Consider the following 13,591-nt stretch of genomic DNA (forward strand, 5'->3'; position numbering starts at 1 on the left):
GGAGTGTGCTTGCAGTCGATATGACTTTGGCTGAGGCGAACAAGTATTATATGGGGTCTATCTCAAGCGTGTTCCGCATGTCCCTTTTGAAGAAATGCTTCATCGCGATTGCCCTGGCCGTCGTGCTCGTGATCGCGCTCACTGGCGGCATGTACTACTGGGCGACGTCGCCCGTCAAGCTCGCCACGCCCCAGCTCGATGTCACCATCAAGCCCCACAGCAGCCTGCGCAGCGTCAGTATCCAGTTGAACCGCGGCGGCGTCCCCGTCGAGCCGGAGCTCTTCGTGCTGATGACGCGCGCGCTCGGCCTGGCCTCCCAACTGAAGTCGGGCAACTACGAGTTCAAGAGCGGCATCACGCCGTACGACGTGCTGCAAAAGATCGCGCGCGGCGACGTGAACGAATATGTCGCGACCGTCATCGAAGGCTGGACGCTGCAGAAAATGCGCGCCGAACTCGACGGCAATCCGGCCCTCACGCACGACACCGCCGGCATGAGCGACACGGATCTGCTGAAGGCGATCGGCGCGCCGGAAGTGACGAAGGCATCGGCGGAAGGGCTCTTTTTCCCCGACACCTATCTCTTCGACAAAAACACGAGCGATCTCGCCGTGTACAAGCGCGCATACCGGCTGATGCAGCAACGCCTCAACGAAGCGTGGGCGACGCGCGCACCGGACCTGCCTTACAAGACGCCTTACGACGCGCTGATCATGGCGTCGATCGTCGAAAAGGAGACAGGGCGCGCGGCGGACCGGCCGCTCGTCGCGGCGGTGTTCGCGAACCGGCTGAAGATCGGCATGCCGCTGCAGACCGACCCGACCGTGATCTACGGGCTCGGCCCGGCGTACGGCGGCCGTCTGAAGAAAAAGGACCTGCAAACGGACACTCCGTACAATACCTACACGCGCAACGGCCTCCCGCCGACGCCGATCGCGCTGCCCGGCGTCGCCGCGCTCGCCGCGACGATGAACCCCGCGTCGAGCACGGCGCTCTACTTCGTGTCGCGCGGCGACGGCAGCAGTATCTTTTCCGACAATCTCGGCGAGCACAACAAGGCCGTCGACAAGTACATCCGGGGTCAATGATGGCGCGCGGCAAATTCATTACGTTCGAAGGTATCGACGGCGCGGGCAAGACGACCCATCTCGACTGGTTCCGCAGCAGGCTCGAAGCGCGCGTGGCGCCGGGCGGCCGGTCGGTCGTCATGACGCGCGAGCCGGGCGGCACGGCGCTTGGTGAAACCTTGCGCGGCATCCTGCTGAACCAGCCGATGGACCTCGAAACCGAGGCGCTTCTGATGTTCGCCGCGCGCCGCGAGCATCTGGCGCAGGTGATCGAGCCGGCGCTCGCGCGTGGCGACTGGGTGCTCTCCGACCGTTTCTCCGATGCGACGTTCGCATATCAGGGCGGCGGCCGGGGCCTGCCACGCGACAAGCTCGAAGCGCTGGAGCGCTGGGTGCAGGGCGGTTTTCAGCCGGACCTGACCGTGCTCTTCGACGTGCCGACGGCCACCGCCAGCGAACGGCGCGGCGCGGCGCGCGCGCCGGACAAGTTCGAGAGCGAGTCGGAGGCGTTTTTCAACCGCACGCGCGACGAATATCTGCGACGCGCGGAGGAATCGCCTGAACGCTTCGTGATCGTCGACGCGACCCACTCAATCGAAGATATTCAGAAAGTACTCGAAGAAGTCGTCACAAGTATTTGAAAAATATGATTTATCCTTGGCAAACCGATGACTGGTCCCGGCTTCAGCAATTGCGCGCGCACTGGCCGCACGCGCTCCTGCTGCACGGCGAAGGCGGCATAGGCAAACTGAAGTTCGCGCAGCATCTCGCGCAGGGGTTGCTCTGCGAGTCCGCGCAGCCGAACGGCGAGCCGTGCGGCAAGTGCGCCGCGTGCCTCTGGTTCAGTCAGGGCAATCACCCGGACTATCGGGCGGTCGTGCCGGAGGCGCTGGCAGGTTTAGTCGGCGCGACTGATACGAACGCGGACGAAAAAGCCGATGCCGATGAAGGCAAGAAAACGCGCACCCCGAGCAAGGAAATCAAGATCGAGCAGGTGCGCGCGCTGCTCGACTTCTGTGGCGTCGGTTCGCATCGCGGCGGGATGCGCGTCGTGCTCATGTATCCGGCCGAGGCGCTCAACATCGCTGCGGCGAACGCGCTCCTGAAAACGCTGGAAGAACCGCCGTCGGGCGTCGTGTTCCTGATGGTGTCGGCGCGCGTGGATCGTCTGCTGCCGACCATCATCAGCCGCTGCCGTCAGTGGCCTATGCCGTTGCCGCAACCGGCGACAGCGATCGCGTGGCTCGCCGCACAAGGCGTCGACGATCCGGCCGCGCTTCTCGCCGAAGCAGGCGGCGCACCGCTCAACGCGCTTGCGCTCGCCTCCGACGAAAACCGGCCGCTGCGCGATTTCACGCTGACGCAGCTCGCGGCGGGCCCGAAGTGCGACGCCTTTGCGTGCGGCGAGAACCTGCAGAAGCTGCCGGTGCCGATGGTGCTCGGCTGGCTGCAGCGCTGGCTCTACGACCTGCTCGCGCAACGCACGGCGGGGCGTCCGCGCTATTTTCCGAACGCGTCGAAGGCGCTCGAGCGCTGCGCCGCCCAGGCGGATGCCGCCGCGCTCGCCCGCTACATGAAGACGGTCACGCGCCAGCGCGCTGTGGAGAACCATCCGCTGAACGCGCGGCTCGTCTTCGAAGAGCTTTTTATCGGTTATCGCGACGTTTTCGCGACTTGATCCCGCCTGTCATCCATGAGCCTGACTTACCGCGACGCCACACTCGACGATCTGCCCGCCATCGTCGCCATATACAACTCGACGGTGCCCTCGCGCCAGGTCACCGCCGACCTCGATCCGGTCACGGTCGAAAGCCGTGTCGCGTGGTTTCACGCGCACGGGCCGCACGCGCGGCCGCTGTGGGTGGTCGAGGAGGGCGGCAAGGTCATCGCGTGGCTGAGTTTCTCGGATTTTTACGGCCGTCCGGCCTATGCGCGCACGGCGGAAGTTAGCATCTATCTCGACGAAAGCGCGCGCGGCAAGGGCTTGGGTAAGAAACTTCTGCAAGCGGCGCTGGAAAAGGCGCCCGAGCTTCGGATCGATACCGTGCTCGGCTTCGTGTTCGGACATAACGCGCCGAGCGTGAGGCTGTTCGAGGGCTTCGGCTTCGAGCCGTGGGGCACGCTGCCGCGCGTGGCGGTGCTTGACGGCATCGAGCGCGATCTCGTGATTCTCGGCCGGCGCCTCGATACCCTGCACTGAGTTACACACAGGAACGCACATGTTTGTCGATTCGCATTGCCACATCAACTTCGAGGGTCTCGCCGACCGCATGCCTGAAGTCCTCGCGAAGATGCGCGAGCAGCAGGTGACGCATGCGCTTTGCGTTTCCGTCGATCTGGAGACGCTGCCTTCGGTGCTCGCGCTCGCGGAGCAGTACGAGAACATCTACGCGTCGGTAGGCGTGCATCCGGACCACGAGGACGCCGGGGAGCCGAGCGTCGAGCAACTGGTCGAACTGGCGTCGCATCCGAAAGTGGTCGCGATCGGCGAGACCGGGCTCGATTACTACCGGCTGGAAGGCCGCAGCATCGCCGATATGGAGTGGCAGCGCGAACGCTTTCGCACGCATATCCGCGCCGCGCACGCGACGGGCAAGCCGCTGATCGTGCATACGCGTTCGTCGTGGGAGGACACGCTGCGCATCATGCAGGAAGAGCGCGCGAGCGTGCCCGGCGGCGTGATGCATTGCTTCACCGAGCCGTGGAACGTCGCCGAACCGGCGCTCGCGCAGAACTTTCACATCTCGCTGTCGGGCATCGTCACGTTCAAGAACGCGAAGGACGTGCACGACGTCGCGCAGCGCGTACCGCTCGAACGGCTTCTGATCGAAACCGATTCGCCGTATCTCGCGCCGGTGCCGTATCGCGGCAAGCCGAATGAACCTGCTTACGTGAGTTATGTCGGACGTTTCATCGCGCAATTGCGCGAAATGCCCGACGAAGCGCTCGCAGAAGCGACCACCGACAACTTTTTCAGGCTCTTCAAGATCCCGCGCCCCGCCACTCAAGCAACTTAAGGCTCACATGAATAATTCATCGCTGAAATCCGCTTCGTCCAATCGTGCGCGCAGTCTTTTCGCGGGCGTCCTGCTCGCGGCAAGCGCGTTTGGCACCCCGGCATTCGCCGCCCCCGCCGACACGCTGATCAAAGCCGTCAAGTTCGACGACGATTCCGGCGTCAAAAAGCAGCTTGCGCAGGGCATGGACCCGAATCTCGTCGACAATACGGGCGCGCCGCTCCTCGTGATCGCCGCGCGCGAGAAGTCGGACAAGGTCGGCCAGATCCTCGCCGACAACCCGAAAACCGATCTCGAAAAACTCGACGCCGCCGGCGAGAACGCGATGATGCTCGCCGCGCTCAACGGCGATGCGAAGTTCGTGAACCTCCTGATCGCGAAGGACGCCGAGGTCAACAAGAAAGGCTGGACGCCGCTGCATTACGCGGCCACTAACGGCCACGACGACGTCGTGAAGATCCTCGTCGACCATTCGGCCTATATCGACGCCGGTTCGCCAAACGGCACGACGCCACTGATGATGGCGGCGCGCGGCGGCCATCTGTCGACGGTGAAACTGCTGCTCGACGAAGGCGCCGACCTGCGCGTCAAGAACCAGATCGGCATGACGGCCATTGATTTCGCGAAGCAATACAACGCGAAGGACGTCGCGGAAGGGCTGCAGGCGCGTCTCGACTCGATGCCAGCCGCCGCAAGCGCTCCGCAAAGCGGCACAAACGGTGCAAAATAGCGCAGTCGCCGGGCGGGGAGCCGCATCGATCCGGCCTCCAATCAACTAGAAAAAGGAACGCCATGCTGCGGTTCTTCGTGATGGCCAGTGTCCTGGCGGCGCCGCTCAGCGCGGCGGCGTTCACGGGCAACGACCTGAACAAGCTTTGTATCAAGACCGATACCGTTTCGCGCAGCGCGTGCGCCGCCTATATCGAAGGCGCGGCGGACGGCATCTACAACACGATCGAGGCGATCGGAGGAACCTCCGGCCCGCAGGTCGGCCAGTATTTTTGCCTGCCGGTGGACGTGAAGCCGCAGCAACTCACCGACGCGGTGCGCAAGTACATCGCCGACAACCCCGACAAGGCCGGCTTTAACGCGACGACGATGGTGTCGCTCGGGCTCGGCAAGGCGTTTCCCTGCAAGGCGGAGCGCTGAGCGCACGGCGCAACTGAGCAGGTTGCACCCGCTGTGGCCGGTCCGCGTGACCGGCCGTTTGTTTTTCAGGCTTCGTTTGTCTTTCAGACATCGAGTCGCCCCCTGAACCGTCGTATCCACCTTCGCGACGAGGCTGATTCCACGACGCTCATGATCTCCTTCGACGAATTCCTTCACATCGCCGAAGCCCCGCTGCGCACCTGGCCGGGCGCGCTCGGCGTCGCGGCGCTCGGCGTGCTGTTCGCGCTCGGCGCGCATCGCGTCGGCGCGCGCATTCTCACCCGCATCGCGCGGCCCTATCCGCTGATGAGCGTCGTGCTGCGCTATATCAACCGGCCGGCGCTCGTGTTGCTCATCATCCTTGCGCTCGCGTTCGTGATTTTCGAGGCGCCCGACACGCTGCCGCTCATCGGCGTGCTGCGCGACCTGGCGACGGTCGCGCTGATCGGCGCGCTGACGTTCCTCGCGGTGCGTTCGGCGGGCGCGGTCGGCGAGGCGATCGTGCAGGCGCATCCGCTCGATACCGAGAACAACCTCCACGCGCGCCGCATGCACACGCAGGCGCGCGTGCTGGCGCGCTCGGTGATGGTGGTGATCGTGATCATCGGCATCGGCGGGGCGCTGATGTCATTTCCGAGCGTCCGGCAGATCGGCGCGAGTCTACTGGCGTCGGCGGGTGTCGCGGGGCTAGTTGCAGGCATCGCCGCGCGCCCGGTGCTCGGCAACCTGATCGCCGGATTGCAGATCGCGCTCTCGCAGCCGATCCGGCTCGATGACGTCGTCGTAATTCAGGGCGAGTGGGGGCGCGTCGAGGAAATCACGGGCACGTACGTGTCGATCCGCATCTGGGACCAGCGGCGGCTGATCGTGCCGCTGCAGTGGTTCATCGAGAACCCGTTTACCAACTGGACGCGCAACAGCTCCCAAATCATCGGAACGGTGTTCTTCTACGTCGATTACCGGATGCCGCTCGCGCCGTTGCGTGAAGAGCTGGAGCGCATACTGGAACACGCGCCCGAGTGGGACGGCCGCGTGCAGGTGCTGCAAGTCACCGACGCCACCGAACGGTCGATGCAACTGCGCGTGCTCGTCAGTTCATTCGACTCGGGCCTGAACTGGGATTTGCGCTGCCACGTGCGCGAAGGCCTGCTCGGGTTCGTGCAAGCGGCCTATCCGCAATTCCTGCCGCGCACGCGGGCAGATTTGTCGAATGACCAGGAGCATGCGGAATTCGCACCGCCGCTCGATCGGATTGGGCCGTCGGTGCCGTCCGGCAAGGTCGCGAGCACCGCGAACACCGCCGCCGATCCCGTCGCAAGCCGCGGCGAGCGGTCCGGCCCCGATCCGACGGCGCATTCGGCGGCATCGACGGCGCCCGGATCTTCGACCAGGAACGGCCAGCGCCGATAAAAACGAAACCCCGAGCCGTTTTCCCTGTCGATAAAACGCGGCATCTCAAAAACCGCCGCGAGCGGCGGATCAATCAAAAGAGAGGAGCAATTCATGAGTCGCCTGGTTGTCGTATCGAATCGCGTTGCCACGCCCACCGAAACGAAGGGGTCGGCGGGCGGGCTCGCTGTCGGCGTGTTCGGCGCGCTGAAGGACAGCGGCGGCGTCTGGTTCGGCTGGAGCGGCGACGTGGTCAGCGAAAGCGTGGCGAACTCCGGGCCGACCCTCGTCGAGGACGGCGCGGTCACCTTCGCGACCGTCGGCCTGCCGAAGAAGGACTACGACCAGTACTACCGCGGCTTTTCGAACGCGACCCTCTGGCCCGTCTTCCACTATCGCAACGATCTGGCCGTCTACGATCGCGATGAATACGCCGGATATCGGCGCGTGAATTCTTGGCTCGCGCACAAGGCGATCAAGCTGCTGCAACCCGACGACGTCATCTGGGTTCACGACTATCATCTGATTCCGTTCGCCGAGGCGCTGCGTTCTGAAGGCGTGACGAATCGCATGGGATTTTTCCTGCACATTCCGTTTCCGTCGCCGCAAATTCTGCTGAACATCCCGCCGCATGCGGAACTCGTGAAGTCGCTGTGCTGCTACGACGTCGTCGGCTTTCAGACGGAAGGCGACCAGATCGCGTTCCACGATTACGTCGTGCGGCACGCAAACGGCAAGGCGACGCCCGACGGTCACGTCGAGGCGTTCGGGCGCAAGCTGAAGACGGGCGTGTACCGGATCGGCGTGTTCCCCGACGAAATCGCCGAGCAGGCCGAGCGCGGCGAAGCGCGGCAGGACGTGATGGACCTCAAGCAGAGTCTGGAAGGGCGCAAGCTGATCATGAGCGTCGACCGGCTCGATTATTCGAAAGGACTCGTCGAGCGGTTTCGGGCGTTCGAGCATTTCCTGGAGAAGTCGCCGGAGTGGCGCGGCAACGTCACGCTCGTGCAGATCGCGCCGCCGACGCGCTCCGACGTCGACACATATCAACAAATCCGCCAGAACCTCGAATACGAAGCGGGTCGCATCAACGGCCGTTACTCGGGCCTCGACTACACGCCGATCCGCTACCTGAACCAGCGATACGACCGCTGGAAGCTGATGTCGCTGTTCCGCGAATCGCAGATCGGTCTCGTCACGCCGTTGCGTGACGGCATGAATCTCGTCGCGAAGGAATACGTCGCCGCGCAGAATCCGGACGATCCAGGCGTCCTCGTGCTGTCGCAATTCGCCGGCGCCGCCGACGAAATGACGGGCGCGCTGATGGTGAATCCGCACGACATCGTCGGGATGAGCGAGGCGATCGGGCGTGCTCTGTCAATGCCGCTCGCCGAGCGCCAGGAGCGTTATCAGACGAATATGACCGCGTTGCGCAAGAACGATCTGGGCGTCTGGCGCGACACGTTCCTGGCCGATTTGCGCGGCGTTTCCGCGAAATAACGCGATGTAAGCGCATCCCTGCGAATGTTTCCCGGATGTAACAGCGTAGTTCAAATGAAAGAATTGCCGTCCATAGCCGGTGCGCGTTCGATAATGGAAACTCGCGCGAAAAAGCGTCAGCACCCGCACGGCACCGGCACTTAGGGCAAACCTCGTTGTCCGCGCGTTCCGGCGGCTGTCATACTCCGTGCGCCCGGCGACGTCGCGCTTCAGCAGGCTTTTCGAGCGTGTGAGCCGTCCGGGAAAGATCCCAGTGGAGACGAGAAAGATGAGAATTGCCCAGATTGCCCCTCTGACCGAGTCGGTTCCGCCGAAGCTTTACGGCGGCACCGAGCGCGTCGTGTCCTATATCACCGAGGCGCTCGTCGAACTCGGCCACGACGTGACGCTTTTCGCAACCGGCGATTCGCAGACGAAGGCGACCCTCGAAGCCGTGTGGCCGCGCGCATTGCGCCTGGACCCGGCGATCCGCGACCGCATCGCGCCGCACATGCTGCTGATGGAAATGGTCCGCCGCCGCGCCGACGAGTTCGACGTCCTCCATTTCCACATGGACTATTACTCGTTTTCGCTCTTCAAGCGCCAGGACACGCCGTTCGTGACAACGCTGCACGGCCGGCTCGATCTGCCGGAGCAGCAGCCCGTCTTCGATACGTTCAACACGGCGCCCGTGATTTCAATCTCGGATTCGCAGCGCCATCCGTTGCCGCAGGCCAAGTGGCTGACGACCGTCTATCACGGCCTGCCGGAACAGCTCTACACGCCGCAGCCGGTCGAGCAGGAGTACCTCGCGTTCCTCGGCCGTATTTCGCCGGAAAAACGTGTCGATACCGCGATTCGGATCGCGGGGCGCTGCGGGATGAAGATCAAGATTGCCGCCAAGGTCGATTCAGCCGATCACGAGTATTTCGAGCGCGAAATCGCGCCGTTGCTCGAGTTGCCGTACGTGGAGTTCGTCGGCGAGATCAGTGACGGGCAGAAGGCCGAATTCCTCTCCGGCGCGCACGCGCTGCTGTTCCCGATCGACTGGCCGGAGCCTTTCGGCCTGGTGATGATCGAGGCGATGGCTTGCGGGACGCCGGTGATCGCGTTCAATCGCGGTTCGGTGCCGGAAGTACTGGATGAGGGCGTGTCGGGGTTCATCGTCGAGGACGAGATCGGTGCGGTTGCCGCCGTGAACCGATTGCATACGCTCTCGCGCGAACGTGTGCGGCAGCGCTTCGAGGAGCGCTTCACGTCGCACCGGATGGCGCAGCAGTACGTCGATGCATATCAGGCCGTCGTGCGGGCGCAAAAGCGTGCGCGCTTCAAGCTGATCGATCGCGCCGCGACGTAAAACTCGAAGTAAAAAAGACAAAACCGCCGCGCGGTACGACCCGAAAGTCGTGCCGCGCGGCGGTTTTGCTTTTGCCGCGAGACGCCCTGAACCAGCGCGTCAGATCTTCAGGCGCGAAACCTTCGTGCCTGCCAGCGAGACATCCGCCATCAAGCCGGCGTTCGTCAGCACGAACGCTTCGACCGGGGACGTCGCCGTCGTGGTATCGACCACGCCGTTCGCGCCCATCTTCACGAGCGCAACCGACGCGTCGACGCCTGCTGCCCAGCCGTCCGAATTGCGGAATTTGTCGAGCGCGTCCTGCGTCATGAACAGGAAGATCAGCGACTTCGATTGCGCGCCAGCCTGCAGGCCGACGGACGCCGAGGTCGTGCTGTAGTAGCCGACCGTGCCGCCGCCGACGCGCAGCGCGCCCTTGCCGTACTGGGCGCCGACCACGAAGCCTGCCTGGATGACCGACGGGAATACGAGCACGCCGCGCGATTTCGCGACGAGTTCGCGCGAGCCTTTGACGGTCGCGTAGAGACGCTGCATCGTGGCGTCGACATCGGAGTCGATGGAGCGGCGCTCGTCCGAGTCACCGGCCGTTTTCTGCGCGCCAGAGTTCGACGTCGTCGTGCAACCGGCAAGCGCGAGGCCTCCCAGTGCGAGCGCGGCGGTCGACTTGAGCATGAAGTTTCGTCTTTGCATCATTTTTCTCCATCGTGGACTTGGGAAACCCCATATAGCGGGAGGGTGCAGCATGCGGATTTATAGCACAGCAACAGCAGAACGCGACGGCCAGAAAATCGCGCCAAGCCTTACCCGGCTTGGTTTCGTCGATTTATTACAAAATCGAACGGTAATTTTGACCTTCAAGCTTACTCCGTTTCCCACCGCTTTTCAGAGGTTTTAAGACAACGGCGCGACGCAATTTTCTGCGTCTGCTGGATCGTCTGATTCGTTCTCAAAAAACGCCGCGTCCGTGGCCGATTTCGACGAACCAGTCAGATTTACCTGATCGATTCGCGTCAAAAGTCGCGGCGCGAATCGAACGAATTTCGTCTGACCTGTTGCGTGAACGCCGCACACTCGCGACAGCAATGAACGTGCCAGCACCTTGGAACTCATGGATGCGGGGTGGATGACTTTACCTCGGCACGGGGCGGGCGCCTCAACGCGCGCCGCACACCGCCGATCACCACGCCCAAGCCAAGCAGGAACGCCGCCGGCACGACCCAGTAGCCGACGAACGCGTGCCACAGGTAGCCGGCGAGCGTGCTGCGCCGGGCGGCGTAGAGATCGAGTGCTTCCTGGTGCTTCGCGGCATTCGCGGACATCACGTCGGAGGGGCAGCCGGCCGTGCGCGCTTCGTCCGGCGCGCCGCGGCACTGCGCAGGGGCGCCGCGGGCGCGCTGCGCGTCAGTGAACTCCCAGGTGGAGAGGGCGCGTACGAGATCGGCCTTGTTGTAGGCCATTTCTTCGCGGATCTCGCCGACCGCGACGATCATTACCGGGACCGCCCAGAAGACGATCACCATCAGCCACCGCCTGAACCAGCGGTTCTTGTGTTTCCAGGCCATCCACTGTCTCCATCGGATGCAAACTGCAAGCCGGAAAAGCTGCGGCGGCCGATGGCGTAGTTCTTGTATTGATCGTGGGGCCGCCCTCGCGCCATCTTATGAGAAAAAGCGCGCGGGGCGTATCACCTTTGTAGGTGCAGTGCAATATGAGCGGGACGAAATGCCGCACAGGACGTGCGGCGGAGGGATTGGTGCGCTGCGCCGGACCCTGGGCGGTCCGGCTTGTCGGATCGGGATCAGCCTTTGTTGCTCAGGCAACTCTTCATATAAGCCTTGCGATCGTCGCCGGATTTACCGGTCGCCGATTTGTTGCAGGCGGTCATCTTGTCCTGCTGCGTCATCGGCGCGGAGGCCGGAGCGGGCGCCGCCGCGAGGCAGCTCTTCATGAACGCCTTGCGCTCGTCGCCTTTCTTGTCGGCGGCCTGCTTGTTGCAATCGGTCATCTTCGATTGCTGGCTGTTCGCCGCGTAAGTCGCAGGCGCGGCGAGCGCGAAGCCAAGCGCGAGGACGGCAGCACCGGAACGGATCAGACGGTTGGATCGGTTGAGGCTCGCTGAGTTGTACATGTAACGCTCCCTTTGAGTTCGACAGCGGTTGTTATTGAATGAGGCTGTGTGACGAGGAACATCGGAGCGCCGTGCCGTGCAGCGAGGCGTCCGCCAGCGCATTATGGCAAGCCGAATATCGCGATTGGGCGCGGTTAGGGGAAATCGGGACGCCATTTTCGCGGCATCGCGCGGAGGCATTCGTGAAGCGGCTGTAAGCCTTGCATGCGCCAAGGCGCGCGCTTCGGTGGCCGCGCCTTACAAGCGGTGTCTAGCGCTGGAACGTTGCTTGCAGACCGCTTTCAGACGCTGGCGTTATCGAAGCATGACGCAGTTGCACCCCCACAACATTCAATCGAAGGAGTCGCTTATGTCTACCCCGCTGTCCGACCACTACAAGGGCTTCGAAATCAAGGTACAGGCACTGCGGCGCGCGAGGGAACGCGACGATCCCGAGGACGGCCCGCGCCACTTCGATATCGTCGTGACGATCTCGCGCAGTTCGAGCGGCGAGAGCGGCCGCACGGAGATGTTCGGCGTGCCCGACCAGGAGCCGTTCGAGAGCCCCATCGACGCGACGCGCGCGGGCATCGACTACGCACGGGACATCATCGATCACAAAATTGAAGGACAATCTGTCGATGAACTGTGACGAGTCCTTGTGCAACGTGCAGTGGCTCACCGGTTCATGCCCGATTGACCACAAGAGCCTCACCGTCGAGAATCGACGGCGGGCAAACGTTGACCGCCATGATTCACGCGGCAACCTCAGACCCAGACAACACGAAACGAAATAACTGGAGATACGCATGAACCGAAATATCCGCCGGCGGGTCCTGTCGGCCGCCGTCGCGCTGGCTGTTTGCTCCATCCTTCCCGTGCCGTTCTCCGCGGCCATGGCGCAAACCCCGGCAAAACCCAAGGTCGCGCTCGTGATGAAGTCGCTCGCGAACGAGTTCTTCCTCACGATGGAAGACGGCGCGAAGGAATACCAGAAGCACAACGCCGGCCAGTTCGACCTGATCACGAACGGCATCAAGGACGAAACCGATACCGCCAACCAGATCCGCATCGTCGAGCAGATGATCGTCTCGAAGGTCGATGCGCTCGTGATCGCGCCTGCTGATTCGAAGGCGCTCGTGCCGGTCATCAAGAAGGCGGTGGACGCGGGGATCATCGTCGTCAATATCGACAACCGGCTCGATCCCGACGTGCTGAAGTCGAAGGATCTGAACGTGCCGTTCGTCGGCCCGGACAACCGCAAGGGCGCGAAGAAGGTCGGCGACTATCTCGCGAAATACCTGAAATCGGGCGATGAAGTCGGCGTGATCGAAGGCGTCTCGACCACGACCAATGCGCAGCAGCGCACGGCGGGTTTCAAGGACGCGATGGAGGCGGGCGGCATGAAGGTGGCCGCGCTGCAGTCGGGCGACTGGGAAATCGACAAGGGCAACGCGGTCGCGGCGCAGATCCTCAACGCCAATCCGAACGTGAAGGCGCTCCTGTGCGGCAACGACAACATGGCGATCGGCGCGGTGTCGGCGATCCGCGCGGCGGGCAAGGCGGGCAAGGTGCAGGTCGTCGGCTACGACAACATCAACGCGATCAAGCCGATGCTGAAGGACGGCCGTGTCCTCGCCACCGCTGACCAGTACGCGGCGAAGCAGGCTGTGTTCGGCATCGATACGGCGTTGAAGGCGATTTCGGGGCACAAGAAGCAGTCGGAACTGTCGGGTGTGATCGAAACGCCCGTCGAGCTCGTGACGAAGAAATAGCGTCGTCGCGCGGCAGCCGGCCTAAAGTTTTGCGCGGGCCGGCCGTCAATCATTGAAGAGCGTGATTCCCGGGATTTTTTTACGCTGGCGCTTGGGGGGTGGGGGTGGGGTTGGTGTGTGAACCGTTTGATGCGCCTGGGCTTCTATGGAACTTGTTTTCTTTTCGGTCTATTGGCTCTGCCCCTGTCCGGGGCGGGACTCACTTTCTTTGCTGCTGCAAAGAAAGTAAGCAAAGAAAGCAGCTTCCAACC

15 protein-coding genes are annotated in these 13,591 nt (G+C 63.3%); 12 read left to right on the plus strand and 3 right to left on the minus strand.

Annotation, left to right across the window (positions count from 1 at the left end):
• Positions 1-77 precede the first annotated feature (77 nt).
• The 10 genes from mltG (at position 78) to AWB67_RS17775 (ending at position 9,458) form a co-directional block, all read left to right on the plus strand.
• The gene (mltG, locus tag AWB67_RS17730; protein ID WP_087657580.1) at positions 78-1,088 is read left to right on the plus strand and encodes an endolytic transglycosylase MltG; all 1,011 of its coding nucleotides are present in this window, start codon (positions 78-80) and stop codon (positions 1,086-1,088) included.
• Entirely contained in the window at positions 1,088-1,708 is a 621-nt protein-coding gene (tmk, locus tag AWB67_RS17735; protein ID WP_087657552.1) for a dTMP kinase, read from the plus strand. Before mltG ends, tmk begins: the two co-directional genes overlap by 1 nt.
• 5 nt (positions 1,709-1,713) lie before the next feature.
• On the plus strand, positions 1,714-2,745 hold the full coding sequence (locus AWB67_RS17740; RefSeq protein ID WP_087657553.1) for a DNA polymerase III subunit delta': 1,032 nt from the start codon (positions 1,714-1,716) through the stop codon (positions 2,743-2,745).
• A 15-nt stretch (positions 2,746-2,760) separates the two neighbouring features.
• Positions 2,761-3,267, plus strand: coding sequence for a GNAT family N-acetyltransferase (locus AWB67_RS17745; protein ID WP_087657554.1), 507 nt, complete (start codon positions 2,761-2,763; stop codon positions 3,265-3,267).
• A gap of 19 nt (positions 3,268-3,286) precedes the next feature.
• Positions 3,287-4,084 (plus strand): TatD family hydrolase, encoded by a 798-nt coding sequence (locus AWB67_RS17750; RefSeq protein ID WP_087657555.1) that lies wholly within the window; start codon positions 3,287-3,289, stop codon positions 4,082-4,084.
• 7 nt (positions 4,085-4,091) lie between these two features.
• Positions 4,092-4,814, plus strand: coding sequence for an ankyrin repeat domain-containing protein (locus AWB67_RS17755; protein WP_087657556.1), 723 nt, complete (start codon positions 4,092-4,094; stop codon positions 4,812-4,814).
• A 62-nt stretch (positions 4,815-4,876) separates the two neighbouring features.
• Positions 4,877-5,233, plus strand: coding sequence for a Rap1a/Tai family immunity protein (locus tag AWB67_RS17760; RefSeq protein ID WP_087657557.1), 357 nt, complete (start codon positions 4,877-4,879; stop codon positions 5,231-5,233).
• Between the two features lie 150 nt (positions 5,234-5,383).
• Positions 5,384-6,643 carry a mechanosensitive ion channel family protein gene (locus AWB67_RS17765; protein WP_087657558.1) on the plus strand — a complete coding sequence of 420 codons (1,260 nt, stop codon included), beginning with the start codon at positions 5,384-5,386 and terminating at the stop codon, positions 6,641-6,643.
• A 93-nt stretch (positions 6,644-6,736) separates the two neighbouring features.
• Positions 6,737-8,122: an alpha,alpha-trehalose-phosphate synthase (UDP-forming) gene (otsA, locus tag AWB67_RS17770; RefSeq protein ID WP_087657559.1), complete on the plus strand. Its 1,386-nt coding sequence runs from the start codon at positions 6,737-6,739 to the stop codon at positions 8,120-8,122.
• Between the two features lie 268 nt (positions 8,123-8,390).
• A complete protein-coding gene (locus tag AWB67_RS17775; protein WP_087657560.1) occupies positions 8,391-9,458 on the plus strand; it encodes a glycosyltransferase family 4 protein in 1,068 nt (355 codons plus the stop codon).
• 99 nt (positions 9,459-9,557) lie between these two features.
• Here the strand turns inward: AWB67_RS17775 and AWB67_RS17780 are convergent, their stop codons facing one another.
• The 3 genes from AWB67_RS17780 to AWB67_RS17790 form a co-directional block, all read right to left on the minus strand.
• Entirely contained in the window at positions 9,558-10,148 is a 591-nt protein-coding gene (locus AWB67_RS17780; protein WP_087657581.1) for a BPSL1445 family SYLF domain-containing lipoprotein, read from the minus strand.
• Between the two features lie 416 nt (positions 10,149-10,564).
• Positions 10,565-11,020 carry a hypothetical protein gene (locus AWB67_RS17785; RefSeq protein WP_087657561.1) on the minus strand — a complete coding sequence of 152 codons (456 nt, stop codon included), beginning with the start codon at positions 11,018-11,020 and terminating at the stop codon, positions 10,565-10,567.
• Between the two features lie 236 nt (positions 11,021-11,256).
• Entirely contained in the window at positions 11,257-11,586 is a 330-nt protein-coding gene (locus tag AWB67_RS17790) for a PsiF family protein (RefSeq protein WP_087657562.1), read from the minus strand.
• A gap of 349 nt (positions 11,587-11,935) precedes the next feature.
• Between AWB67_RS17790 and AWB67_RS17795 the strand changes: the two genes are divergently transcribed.
• The gene (locus AWB67_RS17795; protein WP_087657563.1) at positions 11,936-12,217 is read left to right on the plus strand and encodes a hypothetical protein; all 282 of its coding nucleotides are present in this window, start codon (positions 11,936-11,938) and stop codon (positions 12,215-12,217) included.
• 157 nt (positions 12,218-12,374) lie between these two features.
• Positions 12,375-13,340, plus strand: a complete 966-nt coding sequence (locus AWB67_RS17800; protein ID WP_087657564.1) for a sugar ABC transporter substrate-binding protein — start codon at positions 12,375-12,377, stop codon at positions 13,338-13,340.
• The last annotated feature ends 251 nt before the right edge of the window (positions 13,341-13,591 follow it).

The organism is Caballeronia terrestris (genome assembly GCF_001544515.1).
Classification (GTDB): Bacteria; Pseudomonadota; Gammaproteobacteria; order Burkholderiales; family Burkholderiaceae; genus Caballeronia; species Caballeronia terrestris.